The organism is Aquimarina sp. AU119, assembly GCF_900312735.1.
GTDB lineage: Bacteria > Bacteroidota > Bacteroidia > Flavobacteriales > Flavobacteriaceae > Aquimarina > Aquimarina algiphila.
Genome location: NZ_OMPF01000014.1, coordinates 295,337 through 317,577, shown reverse-complemented (window position 1 = coordinate 317,577; position 22,241 = coordinate 295,337). Strand labels below are relative to the sequence as shown.

At 32.5% G+C, this 22,241-nt stretch carries 23 protein-coding genes; 20 read left to right on the top strand and 3 right to left on the bottom strand.

Annotated elements, in window-relative coordinates; all coding sequences use genetic code 11:
* Nucleotides 1-191 precede the first annotated feature (191 nt).
* Nucleotides 192-1,433, top strand: coding sequence for an O-antigen ligase (locus DK442_RS12330; RefSeq protein WP_109436184.1), 1,242 nt, complete (start codon nucleotides 192-194; stop codon nucleotides 1,431-1,433).
* A gap of 106 nt (nucleotides 1,434-1,539) precedes the next feature.
* Nucleotides 1,540-2,811, top strand: a complete 1,272-nt coding sequence (purD, locus tag DK442_RS12325; protein WP_109436183.1) for a phosphoribosylamine--glycine ligase — start codon at nucleotides 1,540-1,542, stop codon at nucleotides 2,809-2,811.
* Nucleotides 2,812-2,929: 118 nt separating this feature from the next.
* Here the strand turns inward: purD and DK442_RS12320 are convergent, their stop codons facing one another.
* Nucleotides 2,930-3,160, bottom strand: coding sequence for a uracil phosphoribosyltransferase (locus DK442_RS12320; protein WP_109436182.1), 231 nt, complete (start codon nucleotides 3,158-3,160; stop codon nucleotides 2,930-2,932).
* 125 nt (nucleotides 3,161-3,285) lie between these two features.
* On the opposite strand from DK442_RS12320, the gene DK442_RS12315 reads away from it, so the two are divergent.
* The 3 genes from DK442_RS12315 (at nucleotide 3,286) to DK442_RS12305 (ending at nucleotide 6,116) form a co-directional block, all read left to right on the top strand.
* A complete protein-coding gene (locus tag DK442_RS12315; protein ID WP_255412227.1) occupies nucleotides 3,286-4,206 on the top strand; it encodes a DUF6427 family protein in 921 nt (306 codons plus the stop codon).
* A gap of 256 nt (nucleotides 4,207-4,462) precedes the next feature.
* A complete protein-coding gene (locus DK442_RS12310) occupies nucleotides 4,463-5,071 on the top strand; it encodes a DUF4254 domain-containing protein (protein WP_109436180.1) in 609 nt (202 codons plus the stop codon).
* On the top strand, nucleotides 5,058-6,116 hold the full coding sequence (locus tag DK442_RS12305; protein WP_370444659.1) for a glycosyltransferase family 9 protein: 1,059 nt from the start codon (nucleotides 5,058-5,060) through the stop codon (nucleotides 6,114-6,116). The genes DK442_RS12310 and DK442_RS12305 overlap by 14 nt, the downstream gene beginning before the upstream one ends.
* A 37-nt stretch (nucleotides 6,117-6,153) precedes the next feature.
* Here DK442_RS12305 and DK442_RS12300 read toward each other — a convergent pair whose 3' ends face one another.
* Nucleotides 6,154-7,206 carry a ferredoxin--NADP reductase gene (locus DK442_RS12300; protein WP_109436178.1) on the bottom strand — a complete coding sequence of 351 codons (1,053 nt, stop codon included), beginning with the start codon at nucleotides 7,204-7,206 and terminating at the stop codon, nucleotides 6,154-6,156.
* Between the two features lie 105 nt (nucleotides 7,207-7,311).
* Here DK442_RS12300 and DK442_RS12295 point away from each other — a divergent pair, with 105 nt between their 5' ends.
* Together DK442_RS12295 and DK442_RS12290 are read left to right on the top strand one after the other, a co-directional pair.
* Nucleotides 7,312-8,784, top strand: a complete 1,473-nt coding sequence (locus tag DK442_RS12295; RefSeq protein WP_109436177.1) for a DUF5687 family protein — start codon at nucleotides 7,312-7,314, stop codon at nucleotides 8,782-8,784.
* A gap of 7 nt (nucleotides 8,785-8,791) precedes the next feature.
* Nucleotides 8,792-9,487, top strand: a complete 696-nt coding sequence (locus tag DK442_RS12290) for an ABC transporter ATP-binding protein (protein ID WP_109436176.1) — start codon at nucleotides 8,792-8,794, stop codon at nucleotides 9,485-9,487.
* A gap of 50 nt (nucleotides 9,488-9,537) precedes the next feature.
* Here the strand turns inward: DK442_RS12290 and DK442_RS12285 are convergent, their stop codons facing one another.
* A complete protein-coding gene (locus DK442_RS12285; protein ID WP_109436175.1) occupies nucleotides 9,538-10,194 on the bottom strand; it encodes a DUF3592 domain-containing protein in 657 nt (218 codons plus the stop codon).
* A gap of 326 nt (nucleotides 10,195-10,520) precedes the next feature.
* On the opposite strand from DK442_RS12285, the gene DK442_RS12280 reads away from it, so the two are divergent.
* The 13 genes from DK442_RS12280 to DK442_RS12225 all read left to right on the top strand — a co-directional run bounded on the left by DK442_RS12280 (nucleotide 10,521) and on the right by DK442_RS12225 (nucleotide 22,214).
* Nucleotides 10,521-13,169: a lipopolysaccharide assembly protein LapB gene (locus tag DK442_RS12280; RefSeq protein ID WP_109436174.1), complete on the top strand. Its 2,649-nt coding sequence runs from the start codon at nucleotides 10,521-10,523 to the stop codon at nucleotides 13,167-13,169.
* A 25-nt stretch (nucleotides 13,170-13,194) separates the two neighbouring features.
* Nucleotides 13,195-13,647, top strand: coding sequence for a polymer-forming cytoskeletal protein (locus DK442_RS12275; protein WP_109436173.1), 453 nt, complete (start codon nucleotides 13,195-13,197; stop codon nucleotides 13,645-13,647).
* The gene (locus tag DK442_RS28610) at nucleotides 13,583-13,846 is read left to right on the top strand and encodes an AtpZ/AtpI family protein (protein WP_235010951.1); all 264 of its coding nucleotides are present in this window, start codon (nucleotides 13,583-13,585) and stop codon (nucleotides 13,844-13,846) included. The genes DK442_RS12275 and DK442_RS28610 overlap by 65 nt, the downstream gene beginning before the upstream one ends.
* 66 nt (nucleotides 13,847-13,912) lie before the next feature.
* Nucleotides 13,913-14,290, top strand: a complete 378-nt coding sequence (locus tag DK442_RS28220; RefSeq protein WP_160114153.1) for a hypothetical protein — start codon at nucleotides 13,913-13,915, stop codon at nucleotides 14,288-14,290.
* A gap of 122 nt (nucleotides 14,291-14,412) precedes the next feature.
* Entirely contained in the window at nucleotides 14,413-15,489 is a 1,077-nt protein-coding gene (atpB, locus tag DK442_RS12265) for a F0F1 ATP synthase subunit A (protein ID WP_109436171.1), read from the top strand.
* 31 nt (nucleotides 15,490-15,520) lie between these two features.
* Nucleotides 15,521-15,712: an ATP synthase F0 subunit C gene (gene atpE, locus DK442_RS12260; RefSeq protein ID WP_164974874.1), complete on the top strand. Its 192-nt coding sequence runs from the start codon at nucleotides 15,521-15,523 to the stop codon at nucleotides 15,710-15,712.
* A gap of 97 nt (nucleotides 15,713-15,809) precedes the next feature.
* Nucleotides 15,810-16,310 carry a F0F1 ATP synthase subunit B gene (locus DK442_RS12255; RefSeq protein ID WP_109436170.1) on the top strand — a complete coding sequence of 167 codons (501 nt, stop codon included), beginning with the start codon at nucleotides 15,810-15,812 and terminating at the stop codon, nucleotides 16,308-16,310.
* A 6-nt stretch (nucleotides 16,311-16,316) separates the two neighbouring features.
* The gene (gene atpH, locus DK442_RS12250) at nucleotides 16,317-16,844 is read left to right on the top strand and encodes an ATP synthase F1 subunit delta (RefSeq protein WP_109436169.1); all 528 of its coding nucleotides are present in this window, start codon (nucleotides 16,317-16,319) and stop codon (nucleotides 16,842-16,844) included.
* Between the two features lie 74 nt (nucleotides 16,845-16,918).
* Nucleotides 16,919-18,499, top strand: a complete 1,581-nt coding sequence (gene atpA, locus DK442_RS12245) for a F0F1 ATP synthase subunit alpha (protein WP_109436168.1) — start codon at nucleotides 16,919-16,921, stop codon at nucleotides 18,497-18,499.
* 42 nt (nucleotides 18,500-18,541) lie between these two features.
* Complete coding sequence (gene atpG / locus DK442_RS12240) at nucleotides 18,542-19,402, top strand: ATP synthase F1 subunit gamma (protein WP_109436167.1); 861 nt, start codon at nucleotides 18,542-18,544, stop codon at nucleotides 19,400-19,402.
* A gap of 162 nt (nucleotides 19,403-19,564) precedes the next feature.
* Complete coding sequence (locus DK442_RS12235) at nucleotides 19,565-20,071, top strand: hypothetical protein (protein WP_160114152.1); 507 nt, start codon at nucleotides 19,565-19,567, stop codon at nucleotides 20,069-20,071.
* Nucleotides 20,072-20,221: 150 nt separating this feature from the next.
* Nucleotides 20,222-20,713, top strand: a complete 492-nt coding sequence (locus tag DK442_RS12230; protein ID WP_109436165.1) for a hypothetical protein — start codon at nucleotides 20,222-20,224, stop codon at nucleotides 20,711-20,713.
* A 49-nt stretch (nucleotides 20,714-20,762) separates the two neighbouring features.
* Nucleotides 20,763-22,214 carry an oligosaccharide flippase family protein gene (locus tag DK442_RS12225; RefSeq protein WP_109436164.1) on the top strand — a complete coding sequence of 484 codons (1,452 nt, stop codon included), beginning with the start codon at nucleotides 20,763-20,765 and terminating at the stop codon, nucleotides 22,212-22,214.
* Nucleotides 22,215-22,241 lie beyond the last annotated feature (27 nt).

The window sequence follows — 22,241 nt, the reverse complement described above, 5'->3', positions numbered from 1 at the left end:
TAAAAACAGAATAATAAAAAAGCTATAATCTAAAAAAACAGAAGCTTTTTGTATTTTGCTTGTAACAGGAGATACTGTACATTTGATTATGTAAGTACAATACAATTCAAAACCTCAAAAAACGTTAAACACTTCATAATCTATTTATATAACAAGTGCAATTTGGCAAGATACTAACTCAGGCAACCAGTATGTTCTATAAAGAAGACCATTGGGTAGTAATGACCTTTTGGAACAGTCTTTATATTGCTTTTTTTTTAATGCCGTTAGGTATTACACTCCCTACTCCGTTTTTTATAATTTCGATCGTTTTTGGAATTATGATGATATTTAGACCACAAAAGAAATTTGTATTGGATAAATCGGTACTTCTCTTTCCTTTGTATTTTACTATAATGACTCTAAGTTTAATTTATACTGACGACCTGGGCAGTGGATTGAATTTAGTACAGAGATCATTATCCCTACTATTGTTTCCAATTATTTTTTTATTTGTTAAAGAGGATGCTAATACCGTAAAAAGGTTATTTGACTTTTTACTTGTTGGTTTGATTGTATCTTTTTTTATCAATATCTGTATTGCTTCAAATAATTTATATCGATACCTTATTGATATAAAAGAAATTACTGGAGTATTCATGTTTTTAGAAGAGATAGTAAAAAATTGGTCTCAATTTTTTGTAGGGTCTGTTTTTTCCAGATCTGTAAATGCTAATTATGTTTCAATATATATCTTGTTAGTACTTAGCTATTACCTTAAAAATAAATTAAGGTCTCGATTTCAGTTAGTAGTAGTAACATTATTATTTCTTTATCTTTTTTTATTAGCATCTATAGCGGCATATTTAATACTGTTTGTGATGTCTTTATTGTTGATTTTCAATATTGTAGATAAAGAAAAAAAGTATATGATGATCATTGTGTTTATAATGGGTGTCGCATTGTTTTTAGGGAACCCTAGGGTGACTAATTTCTATGAGAGGGTAAAAGATTTTAGTAAAGAGGCAGCTTATGAAACTACAACCTTAGAAAAATCCAGAATATTGGCATGGGACGCTAGTGTTAAGTTAATTAAGGAAGCCCCTATGTTAGGTTATGGAGTAGGAGATGCAAATGATGTTCTAATGAAAAAGTATAAAGAGTTAGGGTATATGCCTAATCATGAAAACAAGTATAATGCCCATAATCAATTTTTGCAAACGTATCTTCAAAGCGGTATTATAGGTTTTAGCGTTTTGCTTATTATTTTTATTGTATTGGGGATGCGCATGAAAAGAAGTCGAAATGAATTTTCTGTCTTTCTGATTGTGTTCGTATCATTATTGTTTGAATCGATGCTGGTTCGGTTTAATGGAATTGTATTCTTTTCTATTGTGATACCGCTACTATTAAAAAAGAGGAGTATTTTAAGTAGCAGGATTATTCGTAATTAGTTCGTATAGACTTGATACCATTATCTTAAGTTTTTATACAAAACAATTAGCAATACAACTACGAATAAACTATTTTTGAGCGCATAAATACAAGCTATATCAAATCATGAATATTTTAGTACTAGGATCAGGAGGTAGAGAGCATACATTTGCTTATAAAATTGTAGAAAGTCCACTTTGTGATACTTTATTTGTAGCTCCTGGTAATGCAGGAACTGCTGCTATTGCAACCAATGTGCCTATTGCAGTAACAGATTTTCCTGCAATCAAAGATTTGGTACTACGAGAAAATATTAAAATGGTTGTTGTAGGACCAGAAGACCCTCTGGTACAAGGGATAAGTGATTTTTTTGTAGAAGATAGTCAACTTAATGATATTGTAGTAATAGGCCCTTCTAAAGAAGGGGCGCAATTAGAAGGCAGCAAAGAATACGCCAAAGAATTTTTATTCAGACATCATATTCCCACAGCAGCTTATCAAAGTTTTACAGCTACAACAGTTAATGAAGGAAAACAGTTTCTGGAAACTCTTAATGCACCATATGTACTAAAAGCAGATGGCTTGGCAGCGGGTAAGGGAGTGTTAATTTTACAAGATATTGAAGAAGCCAAAGCTGAATTAGAAAACATGCTAACCAATAAAAAATTTGGCGCTGCAAGTGAAAAAGTAGTTGTCGAAGAGTTTCTTGATGGCATTGAATTAAGTGTTTTTGTACTTACAGATGGGAAACATTATGTAACGCTACCAACTGCAAAAGATTATAAACGAATAGGAGAGGGAGATACAGGTTTAAATACAGGAGGTATGGGAGCTATTTCACCGGTTCCTTTTGCCGATGAGGTGTTTATGAAAAAGATCGAAGAACAGATTATTAAGCCTACAGTTGATGGCTTGGCAAAAGAAAAAATCGATTACAAAGGCTTTATTTTTATCGGACTAATTAAAGTAGGTGATGATCCAAAAGTAATCGAATATAATGTACGTATGGGAGATCCCGAAACCGAAGCTGTATTGCCAAGAGTCAAGACCGATTTAGTTCAATTGTTTAACCATGTCGGATCTCAATCATTGGATAAAATTAATCTCGAATTGGATAAAAGAAGTGCTACAACCGTAATGACTGTTTCAGGAGGATATCCTGAAGCGTATCAAAAGGGAAAAGAGATTACAGGTATCGATACGATCTCAGAATCTATTGTTTTTCATGCAGGAACAACCTTGAATGATGGTAAGGTTGTTACAAATGGAGGGCGAGTTATCGCAATAACTTCGTTTGACGAAGATTTTAGAGAAGCATTAAAAAAATCCTATCAAAATATTGAGAAACTTCATTTTGAGGATATGTATTATAGGAAAGATCTGGGGTTTGATTTATAATATAGTATCAACATCAAAAAGATTAAAATAAGAAAAGTCCCTATAAAATTTATAGGGACTTTTATATAAATTGATAATCAGATTTATATCTCTAATATAAATAAAACTTTTCTGATGTTTAATTTAGGAATGAATGTGCTTTAGGATCCCTATTTTCTTCATCATTGTCATTAAATTTCTTCAATTCTTTCATCCAATAAAGAAAAGCCAAAGAACCAATAATCATAAAAACCCAGTTAAGTACATTAGCAGCAGTCCAGCTTTCTAGTTCTAATGCTCTTAATGCATCAAAAGGTGCAAACAATACATCTACAAATAGGGATTCGATAGCTCCAAAAAAATCTTTCATAATGTGTTCTATATTTTCTTTTTTAAAAGTCTAAAGAGTAAACTAAAAACTTTTTATACATTAGTTCTGTAATACATAAAAAACAATTATAATAATTGTTTGATGCAAAAATATAAAAAATAGTAGTGTTATCAAGCTTTTTTAGTAAATCAAAACCCATTAATTACATTGCCGTGGCATTATACATGGGAGTACTCTTTAGTATAGCGCACTATAAAAAGGGATTTGAGGTAGAAAGCACCTATATTTTAAAAGTCATTGCGAGCGTCTTTTTGTATATTTTACCTATGCTGGCACTTAATTTTGTAGCTCAAAAGAATGATTTAACAAATAAAGGAACATTTACCATACTATTGTTTGCTTTTCTTACCACAATACTGCCAAGTTCACTAACAAGTTTTCCGATTTTGTTATCTAATATTTTGATATTATTAGCCGTACAGAATATTCTACACCTAAGAAATGAAAAACATATAAAAGCTAAAATTTTTAATGCCTCTATATGTATCGGTTTAGCATCGCTAGCGTATTTTTGGAGCATTGGATTTATAGCATTGGTTTTTTTGGGAATATTGTATTTTGAACCCAATAACTATAGAAACTGGTTAATACCTGGTATTGGAATTATAATGATCTATGTATTTGCAAATTGTTTTACATTATTCTTTTATGATTCATTTTTTACTTTTACCACATATGTTGATTCTGTTTCATTCTCATTTCGAGAATATTTCACAAAAGAATCACTTTTTTCTGTAGGAGTATTATCTATTTGTATCGTATTCTTTTTCTCTATCTACCTTATTAAATTTGGAAGAAAAACAGCTAATACAAAACCAATATTAAGAGTGGTTATTGCATATTTAATTATTGCTATAGCAATAGCCGTTATTGCACCAGAAAAAGATACTTCAGAGCTATTTTTTTTGGCGACACCACTTGCGTTGATTGGGACTACATATCTTGAGATGAATTATAATCGGTTTGCCAAAGAAGTCAATATTTGGATATTTATATTAATTCCGTTTACCATATTACTGTTTTGATTTTTGAGAACAAATGTACTCGAATGCTATAGAAGAGACATACGTATTAGAAGGATAGAAGACGATATTCAATATTTGAGACTTTATATAATTTTCTACAGTACAGATTGAAATAGAAGATGCTAAATACTATTGCAAAATATAATACCTTTGCACCAGTATATATGAGGTGTATAGTAGATAAAGCGATACATCAAAAATATAAAGGGATAGAACCAATAGAATAGTTACACATTTTAGAAAAATAAAAACGCAGATGTTTACTGATAAAGCAAATTCCATTTTTAAAGAAGTTATAGAAAAATACCACGTGATTGATAGTGTGGATCAAGAATTCTCTAATCCATATGATAGTAAATCACAAGCTATTGAGCATTTGTTATATCGTAAATGCTGGATTGATACCGTGCAATGGCATTATGAAGATATCATACGAGATCCACAAATTGATCCAGTTGCTGCACTTACGTTAAAAAGACAGATTGATGCTTCTAACCAGGATCGTACAGATATGGTAGAGTATATTGATAGTTATTTTTTAGAACAATATAAAAACGTAACCCCAAAAAATAATGCGACTATCAATACCGAAAGCCCAGCTTGGGGAGTAGATAGATTGTCTATTTTGGCGTTAAAAGTATATCATATGCATGTAGAGACCATTCGAGATGGAGCTTCAGAAGAGCATAAAGCTACATGTCAAAATAAATTAAATATACTATTAGAACAGCAAGTAGATTTGTCTACAGCTATCGATACCCTGTTAAATGATATCAAAGAAGGAGATAAATATATGAAAGTATATAAGCAGATGAAGATGTATAATGATGATGAATTAAACCCAGTATTACGTGGAGAAAAGTAATACTGGACAGCCAACTACATCTGAAACGAACGTTCTGGTTATTCGACTTTCGGCAATGGGTGATGTTGCTATGACTGTTCCTGTTCTTCGAACTTTTAGAGCGACTTACCCTGATGTAAAACTCACTGTGCTTACAAGAAAGTTTTTTGAACCTATATTTTCTGATATTGAAAATCTTGAAGTCTATCATGCGGATGTAACAGGAAAACATAAAGGTGTTTTAGGATTAACTCGTTTGGCAAATGAGTTGGGTAAACTAGGGATAAGTGGTGTGGCTGATCTACATAATGTATTACGATCAAACGTATTAAAAACAATATTCTCGTTAAAAGGAATAAAAGTTACACAAATAGATAAAGGTAGAGCTGAGAAAAAAGCATTAACTCGATCACAGAATAAAGCGTTTAAACAACTTAAAACAACGCATCAAAGATATGCCGATGTATTTTCGGCTTTGGGGTATCCTATTGACCTTGAAACCCATAAGTTTCCCAAAAAGCAACCATTAACAGAAGATATTCTTTCATTGACACAGAATTCTACCAAAAAGTGGTTGGGAATAGCACCGTTTGCTCAATACGAAAGCAAGACGTATCCTTTGGAATTGATGATTAAGGTCATTGAAACCATAGATAATCAAGATAAATTTGAGATTTTTCTCTTTGGAGGAGGAAAACGAGAAGCTGATATCTTAAACAATATTGGAAGCAAATACACCAATGTAACCAATGTAGTAAATAAACTATCTTTTGAAGATGAGCTAAAATTGATTGGTAATTTAGACGCAATGATATCTATGGACAGTGGTAATGCTCACCTTGCTGCAATGTATGGTATACCAACGATTACTTTGTGGGGAGTAACACATCCTTTTGCTGGTTTTATGCCTTTTGGACAGCCAATAGAACATGCTATTTTGCCTAATTTAGCAAAATATGATCAGATTCCGACATCAATTTATGGAAACAAAGTACCTCCTGGGTATGAAAAAGTAATGCACACAATCCAACCAGAAATAGTGGTGGATGCAGTGAATAAACTATAATCACTTTATAATCTTTACCCTGAGCGAAGTCGAAAGGTTATACGTCGTCAAAATCTATCTTTACCAAATTAGAAGTAGGATGTGCCTGGCAAGCTAGAATTAGCCCTTCTGCTATTTCTCCATCAGTAAGAATACTATTCTTTTCCATTACAGCGTTGCCTTCAATAACCTTGCAAATGCAAGAACTACATACTCCACCTTGACAAGAATAAGGAGCATCAATATCTTCATCTAGGGCTGCATCAAGAATAGTTTTTTTCTGATCCATAACAAAGTTAAACTCCTCATCATCTACGATTACAGTAATATTAGTTTTTCCATCAAGATTAGCATCAATCTCTATTTCTTCGGTGCTACTTGTAAAGAGTTCGAAATGAATTTTATCCTTTTCAATACCATTTTCAGTTAAAATACTGGTTACAGTATTGATCATTTCTTCTGGACCACATAGATAAAAACCAGCAAAAACAGTGTCTTTAAATTTATTTTTAAGAACATAATTTATAGTAGGCTTCTCAATTCTGCCAAAATGAGCATTTTCTTCTTGAGCTCTACTATACACAAATTCAATGAATAGACGTTCAGGATAATTTGACTGTAATTCTAATAATGAAGTTTGAAAAATTGTTTCTTCAGGAGTCTTATTTCCATATACTAACACAAAGCGACTATTTGGTTCTTCCTCGAGTACAGTTTTAATCATACTCATTACTGGAGTAATTCCACTTCCAGCTGCAAAAGCCGCATACGTATTATTGGCTTCAGCGTTTGTTGTAAGTATAAAATTTCCTTCAGGCGGGTGTACTTCTAATATATCACCAGCTTTTAGTTGATTATTAGCAATAACAGAAAACGTTCCTTCTGGTATTTCTTTAACGGTCACTATTAATGCTCCGCTTTTTGGTGTGCTACAAATAGAATATGCCCTACGTATTTCTTTACCGTTAACATCTGTTTTTATGGTAATGTATTGTCCGGGAATAAATGAATAGGTATTCTTTAAATCAGAAGGGACTTCAAATCCTATAGAAACAGCTTGTGGAGTTTCTCGTGTAATTTGTTGTATTGATAATTTATGAAAATCGGGCATTGCACTTTTTTTTGGCAAAAATAACAAATGCAAGGTGAGTAATCTGCCTATTTTTGTAACAAAATGATGTTTTTGATTACTAAATAATTAAATACATCTTAAATTATGATAACCCACTTCATCACTTTACAATGGAAATCTTTCTGGCGATCAGCTTCAATGAGCTCAGGATTGTTTATGAAACTATTTATGGGGTTTTGGGCTTTATGGTTTATTGTTATGATGGGGTCTGGAGGAGTAGGAGCTTTTTTCCTGATTGAGGAAAAACTTAATCTAGATCCTTTAGTGGTTATAAATGAATTGATGGTGTATTGGATTGTAATGGATCTCATATTTAGATATGCGCTACAAAAAATGCCCGTGATTAATATAAAACCATTATTAATCCTTCCGTTTAACAAAAGAAAAATAGTCTCTTTCGCTTTTGGAAAAACCATATTCTCATTTTTTAATATTATTCATGCCTTCTTTTTTATACCATTCTCTGTGGTATTAGTACAACAGGATTATCCAATTGTTAATGTACTACTTTGGAATATAGGACTGATAGCGTTGATTTATAGTAGTAATTTTCTAAATATTATTCTGAATAAAAAAGACAATCTCATATTTATTATAGGAGGCGTTTTAGCATTATGCATTGGATTACAGTATTTTGGATATTTTGATATTACAAAGTATACAGCGCCGTTTTTTGAAGGATTATATAACATTCCTTTTTTAGTGCTAATTCCTATCAGTCTATTAGTGTTCTTGGTAATCATATCTTTTCGATCTTTTGTAAAAGATTTATACCTGGATGCTGGCCTTGCCACAAAGGCAAAAAATGTTGAAACTGAGAATCTGGAATGGTTAAATCGATTTGGTAAAACCGCAACTTTTCTAAAGAATGATATCAAGTTAATCAAGAGAAATAAAAGAGCAAGATCTACCGTGATGGTGAGTGTTTTGTTTCTGTTTTATGGATTATTATTCTTTACAGGGGCTGTCGAAACTTATGAAGGCCCTGTTTGGAGAATTTTTGCAGCAATTTTTGTTACAGGAGGATTTCTATTAAGTTTTGGGCAGTTTGTACCTAGTTGGGATAGTTCATATTATCCCCTAATGATGAGCCAGAATATTCGGTATAAAGAATATTTATCTTCAAAATGGTGGTTGATGGTCATTGCAACTTTGATCTCTACTGTTTTAGCATCTGGATATTTATACTATGGATGGGATGTGTATTTGGCAATTATTGTAGGTGCTATTTATAATATTGGTGTAAACTCTCATGTAGTCCTATGGGCAGGAGCGTATGTAAAAACACCAATTGATTTAACAAGTAATAAAAAGGCATTTGGTGATAAACAAGCTTTTAATGCCAAAACACTATTGTTATCACTTCCAAAAATGGCACTACCAATGATATTATATGCTATTGGCCATTATGCATATAGTCCATATGCTGGGTATGCTGTGGTTGCTGTTGCTGGGGTAGCAGGGTTTGCCTTTAAAAATGCGGTTTTTAGTAAAATTGAAAAAATATATAGAACAGAAAAGTATAAAACGATCTGGGCATACAAACAAAAAAAGTAAGTAAAGGATGATAACAATACATAATCTTACCAAAAGATATACAGGAAATACAGTACTTAATATTGATCACCTAGAGATACACAAGGGAGGTAGTTTTGGCCTGGTTGGTAATAATGGAGCGGGTAAAACAACATTATTTAGTGCCTTATTAGATCTAATTCAGCCTACTTCTGGGTACATTGAAAATAAAGGGATCAAAGTTAACGAGAATGAAGAATGGAAATCCATCACTTCTGCATTTATTGATGAAACATTTTTAATCGGATATTTAACAGCAGAAGAATACTTTTATTTTATTGGAGAATTGCGAGGACAAAACAAAGCAGATGTGGATGCACTGCTTTCTCAGTTCGAAGATTTCTTTCACGGCGAAATTTTAGGCCAAAAAAAGTATCTTAGAGACCTCTCTAAAGGAAACCAAAAAAAGGCAGGTATAGTTGCAGCCTTAATCGGAAATCCAGAAGTGATTGTTCTCGATGAGCCTTTTGCTAATTTGGATCCAACGACTCAGATACGATTAAAAAAAATTATTAAAGAATTATCGGCAGATCCAGAAATCACAGTTTTAGTGTCTAGTCATGATCTTATGCATGTAACCGAGGTCTGTGATCGAATCGTTGTTTTGGATAAAGGAGAAGTAGTAAAAGATATTGCCAGATCAGAAGAAACACTCAAAGAACTAGAAGAGCATTTTAATAAGTAATACGTTAATTTTCTTCTAAGACTAAATTATATGCAGTGCGAAACCGTTAATTAAGGAAAGTTTTTCCCCAAAGCATTTTTGGAAATATATCCAATGCCGATAAAAGCACTTGCAAAAATTAGAATTACAGTAGCGAGTCCAAATTTTTCCCAGAATTCATCGAGACATACTTTTTTGTTTTTTGGGAAATCATTACTGACATATAATGATATCTCTTCTCCTACCACATATTCGCGAGCAGATGAAGATGTATCTGTCTTTCGTTTATATTTTTTTCCATGTACTTCGAATTCAAAAATTGGAGTATACATAGTAGTCACTTTATTATCAGAACGGCTTTGGTGAGAATCATAAGCTATTATGATCCCATCAACTTTCTTAGCTTCTGATATAAAAAGTAATTTATCTGTTAACTGATATAATCCCAATAATAATAGCGCGTATCCTATACCAGATATTATAAGAAAAACAATAGAATTTGTTCTATTAGATTTTGTTTTTTCACGATCAATAAAAAGGGTTTGAGAAGAAGTTGAATTGTATTGGAAATCACCTTTTTTTTCTACAAGATCTGCTATTTTTTTTGATTCTTTAAGACCTAGTTTATAATTTTCATTTATATATTTAATAGCCTCAATTTTTCTATTAGCATCAAGCAGTCTTTTTATATGCTGAATATCATTTTTTGTCAAAGAAATACTGTCCATGATGCGGTTGAATTAAAAAACTGAATTAAAAAATTAATAGTTTTACAAAAAGGGATAAAAATCATAAAGAAAAAGAATATGGACTACCCTGTTTTCGGTGAAATTTATTTTTTTGGTATGGCTATTTGAGATATACAATGAGTTACTGTTGATTGTTAATAACCTAAGAAAATACAATAAAAATCATTTCTCCTTGGAGAAAAATATGTTAACAACCTGTTTTTTAACGAAAGAAATGTATTTTTACGACGCACATTATATTTTTGTGCACTTTAAACACACTAAAAAGATTTTTTTTTAGTTATCACACTTATAAATTATCTGGTTTGGGAAAAAAAATATCACAAATCACCCTTGTGTTACTTTTGGTTATAGTAGGATTTGCCTGTTCTCGTAAAAAGGACAAGTTTGTGAATCGTACATGGCATGATGTTACTACAAAAAATAATACCTTGTATAATGGTCGTTTGGCTTTTGATACAGGTAAAGAAGACATTGTACAATCTTATAAAGATAATTTTTGGGAACTCCTTCCTATAGAAAGAATGATTGTGAGCGAAGATGTTCGTTTACCTAATGAAGTACTTAATCAAAACTTTGATAAAGCAGAAGAAAAAGCGGTTAAAGCAATCCAAAAGCACAGTATGCTTATTGATGGAAAGGAACGTAATCCGAAGATTGATGAAGCATTTTTGTTGTTAGGTAAAGCACGCTATTTTGAGCAGCGTTTTGTGCCCGCATTAGAGGCATTTAACTACATCTTGTATAAATACCCTGCAAGTAATACAATTAACCATGCTAAAGTCTGGAGAGCCAAAGCAAATCTTCGTCTCGATAATAATGATAAAGCTATCGAAGATCTCGACAGAATGATAACGCAAGAATATATGAAACCTCAGGATTATGCAGATGCTATTGCTATGATAGCTCAGGCATATGTTAACCTTAAACAAAAGGATTCTGCGGTTAGCTATATTTCCAAAGCAGCAGTTCATACCAAGAAAAACGAAGAAAAAGGGAGATACCTTTATATCAAAGGACAATTGCTAAATGAACTTGGGTTTAAAGATAGTGCAAACTATGCTTTTGATCAGGTAATAGAACTCAATCGAAAAGCGCCTAGAAAATATATGCTGAATGCATATATGGCTAAAGCTAGAAATTTTAATTACGAAACAGGTAATAGGGAAGAGTTTCTTGAATTGCTAACAGACCTCGAAGAGAATCGAGAAAACAGACCTTTTCTAGATAAAATTTATAATCAAAAGGCAGTATACTTTAAAACATTAGATTCTATTGATTTGGCAGTAGCGTATTATAATAAATCACTACGTACAAATTCTGATGACAAATATCTAGAATCTATAAACTATTACACTTTAGGAGATATTAGTTTTGACAATAAAGAATATGCTGCCTCAGGGGCATATTATGATAGTACACTTCAACGAATGGTGGTAGATTCTAAAAGATATAGAGTTTTAAAGAAAAAGCGTGATAATCTGGATGATGTTATTTTGTATGAAGGAATAGCCAAAACAAATGATAGTATTATTACTATCGCAGCGATGTCCCCAGAAGAAAGATTAGCATATTATTCAGAGTATACAGAAAGGATAAAACTAAAAGCTGTTCTGGCAGCAAAAGCAGAAGAAATAGCAAAAATAAAAGAAGGATTACCTGTAGAGCAAAGATTTAATCAACCTGGTACAGGCACAGGAATAGGAAATAAAGCCCAGGGTGCTAAGGGTAAAGAAGGTCCGTTTTATTTTTATAATCAAACCACAGTAGCTTTTGGGAAGACAGCTTTTAAAAGAACATATGGAAATAGAGAATTACTAGATAACTGGAGAGTTTCAAGTATTTCTAATCCAAGTGCAGTTTCTGCTGTAGAGCAAGAGGTTAAAGAAGAGTACTCTATTGACACAGATCCTGCTTTTGATCCTCAAACCTATATAGCACAATTACCAACCGATCCAGTGGTAATTGATAGTCTTAAAACAGAGAGAAACTTTGCGTACTATCAATTAGGTATAATATATAAAGAGAAATTTCAGGAGTATGATTTGTCTACAGATAAGTTAGAAAATTTGCTACAAAGTAATCCCGAAGAGCGCTTAATTATACCTTCAAAATATAACCTGTATAAAATTTATTTATTACAAGGAAATATTACAAAGTCAAATACTTATAAACAGGATATTATTAATAATCATAGCGAATCAAGGTATGCTAAAATTCTTCAAAATCCAGATGCTACTTTAGAAGATGATAAAAATAGCCCAAAATCTATGTATAATAGATTGTACCATGATTTTCAAAAGCAGAAATATGCAGAGGTTATTAAAGAGAGTGATGTGTTAATTACAAAATTTGGAGGAGATGACGAATTCTTACCTAAATTTGAGTTATTAAAAGCTCAGGCTGTAGGTCGCTACAGAGGGTTTGAAGCATATAAAGAAGCGCTTAATTATGTGTCTCTAAACTATCCACAAAGTCCAGAAGGTAAAAAGGCACAGTTAATTTATCAAATTACTATACCTCAGGTACAGAATAGTGAATTTTTAACTGGTTTGGAAGAAGAAAAAAATCATAAATTGATTTATCCTTTTTCAACATTTGGGGATAACCAGGCGCAAGGTTTAAAGGAACATTTAGAAAATATCCTTAAAGAGCTAAGGTACGAAAAAATGAAAGTTTCGTTTGATGTATATAATAAAGATCAACAATTTGTAGTTGTACATACAAGAGGTGATAAGTTAGCAGCAGAAGGTCTTGCAGAACTCCTTTCTTTGGGTAAAACCGAAGATACTCGAGGAGCTGATCTAACCAAATGGAATAGAAAAAAGAAATATTATAAAAAAGTAGATGCTCCATTTTTTATTATAGCATCTCCTAATTATCGAATTCTTCAGATTCATAAAAATCTGGAAGAATATAAACCAATAGAAACAGAACAAGAAGAAACCGAATAATAATTATTTAATCCCCCTGTATATTATGTTTTCAGACAATAAAAAAGGAAGAGACTACGGCAACAGCACAGATTTTTCTCGCAATCAAAATAAAATTTCTGAAGGAACTAAAATCATTGGCGATATTATTTCTGAAGGAGGTTTTAGAATCGAAGGTACTATCGAAGGAACATTCAAAACTACAGGTAAAGTAGTAGTAGGTTCTTCTGGTTTTATTAAAGGAACACTAGAATGTTCTGATGCAGATTTTGAAGGAAAGTTTGCAGGAACTCTTAATGTTTCAAATACTTTATCATTAAAGCCAACGGCACATATTGAAGGAGAAGTTACTGTAGGTAAGTTGGCCGTTGAGCCAGGAGCAAACTTTAATGCATCTTGTTCTATGAAAGGAGCTGTTAAATCTTTAGGAAAAAGTGAGCAAAAAACAGGACAACCACAAGCACAATCAGCAACCCAAGGACAAGGGAAGTCAGCTTAGAAAATATGCTGCTCTTTCTGGAATAGCTTTTCAGATGGGGGGTACTATATTTCTATGTGCTTACGGAGGTAAAAAATTGGACGCCTATTATGAACTAGAAAAACAATGGTTCACGATGGGTCTTGTCCTTTTTGGAGTAACTGCTTCAATATACCTGGTAATTAAACAACTCAATAGAATTAATAAATCTGATCGTTAATTTTTTCTTATTGTACTTTTCATTCGTTCAATACAGTTTATATTAGCAAAAGATTTTATTAAGTATATGAAGAAAAACTTCGTTCGTTTTTTGTTTCTTTTTGTTATAATCATCATCGGTGGTTATTTTACTCATACCAGCATCGTCAATTATTTTTCGCTAGAAAGGAATACTGATATCATTAACTTTTCCTATGTCTTCAATGGTATATTTACATTGATTTTTACATCTTCAATTATAGTGCTCAGTAAAAAGTTTAAAGACCAGCTAGGTTTTATTTTTATGGCAGGAAGTTTAGTAAAGATTGGAGTTTTTTTGCTGATAAGTAATCTAAACAACTTGGATATCAATAAAAATGTGTTTCTGGATTTCTTTATTGCCTATGCAATCTGTTTAGCTCTCGAGGTGTATTGTGTTTCCAAGATTTTGAATACGATTAAATAATTGATTTTCAATGTTTTATTTCTTTTGTAATAATCTCGAACTTATTTACTAAAAATAGTTTAAGAATCTAACTTAATTATGTACATTTGCACCGAAATTTAGGAACCGAAATTTTACGTGTAATGCAAAACCGTACTGTAGTTAAAATTTTATTGATTTTTACTTTGGCCTTTGCCACCTCAAATCTATTCGCAAAAGAGTCTAAAAAAGAGGGGAACGAAGGAGAAGGAGATTTAAAAACAGAAATCAAAGAATTTATAGATCATCACCTTCAAGACTCACACGATTTCACATTATTTTCTGATAAAGAAGCAAACAAGCATTATGGGTTTCCATTACCTGTTATTTTATGGGATAATGGTTTAAAGCTTTTCTCTTCTTCCAAATTTCATCATGGAGAAACTATTGCCGAGGTTGATGGCAATTATTATAAGTTATACCATTCAAAGATTTATAAAACAGATGCATCTGGTACAATCAATTATGATGAGGATCACCATGCAACGAATACAAAACCATTAGATTTCTCAATTACAAAAAACGTTGTGAGTATTCTGTTGATTGGTTTACTTATGTTTTTTATGTTTAGCCGTCTGGCTAAATCGTACAAGAAAAATAATGGTATTCCTACAGGAGTTGGGCGTTTTTTAGAACCTCTTGTGCTTTTTGTTAGAGATGAGATCGCTATTCCAAATATAGGAGAGAAAAATTATAAAAGATACATGAGCTTTTTGCTTACAGTGTTTTTCTTTATCTGGTTATTAAACCTTTTAGGAATGACGCCATTGGCAGTCAATGTCACTGGAAATATTGCTGTAACATTTGCTTTGGCACTAATCACATTTTTAATTACTAACCTTACTGCTAATAAAAATTACTGGGGTCACATTTTTTGGATGCCGGGAGTACCTACTTTTATGAAAGTAGTTTTAGCACCAATAGAATTGTTGGGAGTTTTTATCAAGCCGTTTTCGTTAATGATTCGTTTGTATGCGAATATGACTGCGGGTCACGTAGTGATCATGAGTATCATCGGTATGATGTTCTTATTTAAAAGTTGGATTGGTAGCCCATTATCATTTGGATTGTCGTTTGCATTATCAATATTAGAATTATTGGTAGCTGCATTACAAGCATATATATTTACGATGTTGTCTGCGCTATACTTTGGTATGGCAACTGAAGAGGCACATCACTAGTTTTGAACGTTTAATTTTTAATTATATAATTATGACTATCCCAAACATTGTTGGAGCAGGTTTAATAGTAATTGGTGCTGGTTTAGGTATCGGTAAAATTGGTGGATCTGCGATGGAAGCTATCGCACGTCAGCCAGAAGCTTCTGGTAAGATTCAAACTGCGATGCTTATTGCTGCCGCTCTTATTGAAGGAATTGGATTTGCTGCATTATTTGCTGCATAATTCATTTAGTACAGATGATACAACTGTAACGGTTGGTTGCAGTTGTTCATTTTAAATTTTTAAAAAATTAGACGATAAAAAGATAACATAATTAATTATGGAGAAGTTAATAAATGATTTTTCATTCGGTCTGTTTTTCTGGCAGATATTACTTTTTGTAGGTTTACTTTTATTATTGAGAAAATTTGCTTGGAAACCTATATTAGAAGCTGTAAATAATCGTGAAGAAGGTATTAAAAATGCACTGGAATCTGCAGAAGAAGCTAGAAAAGAAATGCAAAACCTTCAAGCAGATAACGAACGTATTTTAAATGAAGCAAGAGCAGAACGTGATGGTATGCTTAAAGAAGCAAGACAGCTTAAAGAAAATATGATCACCGATGCAAAATCAGAAGCACAAGCTGAAGCAGATAAAATCGTAGCACAAGCACAAGCAACTATAGAAAGTGAAAAGAAAGCAGCGATTGCTGATCTTAAGAGTCAGGTAGCTGGACTTTCTGTAGAGATTGCAGAAAAAGTTGTGAGAAAAGAATTAGCTGACAAGGACAAACAATTGGAATTGGTTGAGTCTATGTTAGGAGATGTTACTTTAAACTAATCATACATGAGTAGAGCAGCAATACGTTATGCGAAGGCAGTTTTGAGTTTAGCTCAAGATAAAAAAGCCACTGAAGATGTTCAGAAAGATATGCAAAGTATTATCGCTACTGTTAGCGATAGCGCCGAGCTCAGAATGGTATTGAGTAGTCCTTTGATCAAAAGTGAAGTAAAACTAGCTTCACTACGTGAGATATTTAAAGGCGCTGGGGATATTACACAAAAACTTTTTGATACTTTAGTTCAAAACAAAAGAGTTGATTTATTAGGGGATGTAGCAAAGCAATATATCGTTTTGTTTGACCAATTAAATAATACTCAGGTAGCAAAAGTGACTACGGCTGTTCCTTTGGATAAAGGATTAAAGGCTAAAGTTTTAAGCAAAGTAAAAGAATTGACAGGTAACGAGGCGACAATAGAAAATATAATCGACGAAGCTATTATTGGTGGATTTATTCTAAGAGTTGGTGATTTACAATATAATGCTAGTATAGCAAATAAGCTTACGAATTTAAGAAGAGAATTAAGCAATTAATACATACGTTTTAAAATATAAATTTAATAATAAGAGAATGAGAGTTTGTACTCGTTCTCCTAAACTATTATAAAATGGCAGAAGTGAATCCTGCTGAAGTATCAGCAATATTAAAACAACAATTATCTGGATTTGAAGCATCAGCTTCATTAGAAGAGGTAGGAACAGTATTACAAGTAGGTGATGGTATCGCTCGTGTATACGGATTGTCTAATGCTCAATATGGGGAATTAGTAGAATTCGAATCAGGACTAGAAGGTATTGTACTTAACCTTGAGGAAGATAATGTTGGGGTAGTACTTTTAGGTTCTTCAACAGAAGTTAAAGAAGGGGTAACTGTAAAACGTACTCAGCGTATTGCATCTATCAATGTTGGAGAAGGAATCGTAGGTCGTGTAGTAGACACATTAGGTAATCCTATTGATGGTAAAGGTGCTATCGAAGGTGAAACTTTCGAAATGCCATTAGAGCGTAAAGCTCCTGGTGTAGTTTTTCGTCAACCTGTAAACGAACCACTTCAAACAGGGATCAAGTCTATTGATGCTATGGTGCCGATCGGAAGAGGACAACGTGAGTTGGTGATTGGTGACCGTCAAACTGGTAAGACAACAGTTTGTATTGATACTATCCTAAATCAAAAAGAATTTTATGATGCTGGTGAGCCAGTATATTGTATATATGTTGCTATTGGACAGAAAGCGTCTACAGTAGCGCTTATTGCTAAAGTACTAGAGGATAAAGGTGCATTGGCATATACAACTATCGTTGCTGCAAATGCTTCTGATCCTGCTCCTATGCAAGTATATGCTCCATTTGCAGGTGCTGCAATCGGAGAGTATTTCCGTGATACAGGACGTCCAGCTTTGATTATCTATGATGATTTATCTAAGCAGGCCGTAGCATACCGTGAGGTATCTTTGTTATTACGTCGTCCACCAGGTCGTGAGGCATATCCTGGAGATGTATTTTATCTTCACTCAAGATTATTAGAGCGTTCTGCAAAAGTAATTGCAGATGATAGTATTGCTAAAGATATGAATGACCTTCCTGATTCTTTAAAAGACAAAGTAAAAGGAGGCGGATCTTTAACGGCATTACCAATTATTGAAACTCAGGCAGGTGATGTATCAGCATATATCCCAACCAATGTAATTTCTATTACAGATGGCCAGATTTTCTTAACATCAGATTTATTTAACTCTGGGGTTCGTCCTGCAATTAATGTAGGTATCTCTGTATCTCGTGTGGGGGGATCTGCTCAGATTAAATCAATGAAAAAAGTTGCAGGTACATTAAAACTGGATCAAGCACAGTTCCGTGAACTAGAAGCATTTGCTAAGTTTGGATCTGACCTTGATGCTGCTACCTTAAATGTAATTGAAAAAGGGAAGCGTAACGTAGAGATTCTTAAGCAAGCTCAAAATGATCCATATACCGTAGAAGATCAAATTGCGATCATCTATGCAGGTTCTAAAAACTTGTTAAGGGACGTACCTGTAAATAAAATAAAAGAATTCGAAAGTGATTTTATTGAGTATCTTAATGCAAAACATAGAGACACCTTAGACACTTTAAAGGCTGGAAAATTGACAGACGAAGTAACAGATGTATTACTTTCTGCTTGTAAAGAGATTTCAGCAAAATACAAAGCATAATTAAACGCTGAATAAAGAATTCTGAATTCATAAGTATAAAAAATGGCGAATTTAAAAGAATTACGTAGTAGAATCACCTCTGTATCATCAACGATGCAAATTACCAGTGCCATGAAAATGGTATCTGCTGCAAAGTTGAATAAAGCACAGATGGCGATTACTGCAATGCGTCCTTATTCTGATAAACTTACTGAGTTGTTGCAGAGTTTAAGCGCTTCTTTAGAAGGAGATAACGCTAGTACATATGCAGAACAACGTGAAGTAAATAAAGTGCTCATTGTGGCAATTGCTTCTAATCGTGGTTTAGCGGGAGCATTTAACTCTAATATCGTTAAAGGTGTAAGAGAGCTTTATGAGAATGAATATGCTGGTAAGCAAGTAGATTTTGTGACGATTGGTAAAAAAGTTAATGATGTAGTTTCTAAAACGCATACTGTAATTGCAAATAAAAGTGAGGTATATGATGATCTTACTTTTACTAATGTTGCAGCAATTGCTGAAGAATTAATGGAACATTTTACTAATGGTTCTTATGATAGAATCGTAATTGTATACAATAAATTTAGAAATGCTGCTTCTCAAGATGTTACTACAGAACAGTTTTTACCTATTGTGCCTGTAGCTGGTCAGGAAACTGCAAATTTGGATTATATTTTTGAGCCTTCTAAGGAAGAGATTGTAGAACAATTGATACCTAAGTCGCTTAAAACACAATTGTATAAAGCGTTACGTGATTCGTTTGCATCAGAGCATGGTGCGCGTATGACTGCAATGCATAAAGCGACTGATAATGCTACAGAGCTTAGAGATGCACTTAAATTGTCATATAACAAAGCAAGACAAGCTTCTATTACCAATGAAATCCTTGAGATTGTTGGTGGTGCAGAAGCATTGAATAACTAATACTATATTAAGTTTTTAGTATAATAATAAAGCCCACCCTTTTTTGGTGGGCTTTATTATTATACCTGTGACTGTATTTTATGATTTCCTTTTACGCAACCATTTGTATGTATTTAAGACTATTTAAATGAAAAGACTTAATACGTAATCAAAATGGTTAGCATGAAAAAACATAATAAATCAACAATAATTAACCCTCAGCCAAAGACAACATCTCGATTAAAAAATAAGGTAGTTTTATTGATCATCTTTCAATGTTGTATGGTTTTTCTTCTTTCTTGTTCTAATGATGATGGCAGACCTTTACGTGGATCAATCATTTTAGGAGATGCAGGCATATCTGGTACAGTGTATTGTTCATTGGATTTGGATAAGAGTTCTGTACAAAATATAGATGAAATTAGGATCTATAATGGGAGCGAAGATAATGTGGCTAGTAGCGAAATCACTTGGGGGTTTTCTACGGAAGAAATAAATTTAAATACCGAATTTATTAAAGAAGAAAACTTAATAGATTTTGGAATCGAAATTATTAGTTTATCAGAAGATAGGAGAGTTTTTACTATTAAATATTTACAAGGATTCAATGGGATATTTTTGGGATATAAGGTTATATCACAGAAAAAGGCTTGGTGCAATACCTCATTTTACCAAGAAAGTGCAATATAAATATCCAATATACTTTGATACCTGAAAAATTTGAAGACTTTATCCTTAGGCTTTACTTTGGGTATTATACTGCCGTTTTTCTATCTTTATCAAATGTTAAAATAATTTTGGCATTAGATTTGTCTTTAAATAAGATAAATAAAGAATACTATGAAAAACTTTGAAACATTATGCATTAAGGTATTGATGCTTTTGGTAGTAGTTACTTTTACACAATGTGCAAGTAGTCAAAAAATAGACATGAAAGCTTCTCTACAAATCAAAGACTCTTATTTTCAAGAAATTCCTTCGGGAATGGCTGATGGCCCCACCACCTTGTTCGTAAGTTTTGAAATTGAAAAAAACAATGAAGTTGAGCTTACTTATGCTTTTTTTAGAGGTAAAAAAATTGAATTGAAGAAGACGAATTCAAATCCAAATATATATGAAGGGAATTACGTGTATCCGGCTAAAATGCAAGACCTGATTATGAGCGGTGATTCTAAAGAAGAGTTTAAAAACCAATTACCAGAAATAGAAAGGAAAATCCCTTTCGAGCTTAAAGCAAATGAATGTATGCTTCAATACATCCAAAACAGAGAAGAAAAACTGTTCAAAATAGAGAACCTCAAACAAATAGTTTTAAAGAACTTTCCTATGTAAATTAGGCGATAAAAAATTGTACTTTTACGACTACAATTAGATTCACCAATTGAGCATATTTCAAAAACTTTTTAAGCAGACTTTTATCTATGGAGTAGCGACAGTGCTTCCTCGTATGTTGTCATTTTTATTAGTTCCATTATATACCGATGTATTGCCGACAAATGAATATGGAAAAGTTTCTATCATATTTTCATACTTCGTTTTATTCAATGTGATACTAGCCTATGGCATGGAGACTGCTTTTTTTCGTTTTTTTAATAAAGAATCAGATAAACAAAAAGTTGTTAGTACTTCGACAATATCTCTCTTAATATCTTCTTTTGGCTTTTTTGCATTAGCGCTGTTATTTAAGGACCAAATTGCGATGTTAACCGGGATAAAAGAAGATTATATTGTCTTAGTTATCTGGATACTCTTGTTAGATGCTTTAGTGATTATTCCTTTTGCTTGGCTAAGAGCAAATGAAAGACCGATGAAATATTCATTTATAAAGATTTTAAATGTATTTATTAATCTTGGATTGAATATTTTTCTATTGATATATCTAAAAAAACTATCTGATGATTTTTCAAGCTTAAAAAGTATTGTCATTGATAATTATGAGATTAATTATATTTTCATTTCAAATTTGGTGGCAAGTGGATTAACACTTTTGTTATTGGTTCCTTTTTATATCAATCTTAAATACCGTTTTGATAAAGTATTATGGAAAAGGATGATGAAGTATTCACTTCCAATTTTAATAGCTGGAGTTGCATTTTCAATCAATGAAACATTTGATAGAATTATACTTGACTATTTGTTACCAGAAGATACTGCAGAACATGTTGTTGGAGTGTATTCGGCCTGTTATAAACTGGCATTATTTATGACGTTATTTTCAACAGCCTTTAGACTGGGAATAGAACCTTTTTTCTTTAACTATTCTGAAAATAAAAATGCTCCAGAAACGTATGCGAGAATTACAAAATACTTTGTGGCCTTTGGAGCCCTTATCTTATTAGGAGTGGTTATTTTTGTTCACATCTTAAAAGTGTTCATTATTAGAGACCAGGCATATTGGGAAGCTGTAAAAATTGTTCCTATAATAGTATTAGCTAATTTATGCCTTGGTATTTATCATAATCTTTCGGTATGGTATAAAATTACGGATCGAACTAAATTTGGCGCCTATATTTCTGTTGTAGGAGCAGGACTTACATTGCTTTTAAATTTTATTTTAATACCAAGGTATAGTTATCTTGGATCAGCAATAGCGACATTAGTTGCTTATGGCTCTATGATGTTATTATCATGGTATTTTGGAAGAAAATATTATCCAATCCCCTATAATTTAAAAAAGATAGGAATGTATCTTACGCTTTCTATCAGTTTTTCGATTCTTTCGTTTTACATTTTTGATAGTAATTATATGATTTCTATTCCATTGTTACTCGTGTTTTTAGTAATTTTGTACGCCTCAGAAAAGAGAGAGTTAAAACAAATTCTAAAAAAATAAACAACTTCTGGTTGAAAGTGTAAAGTA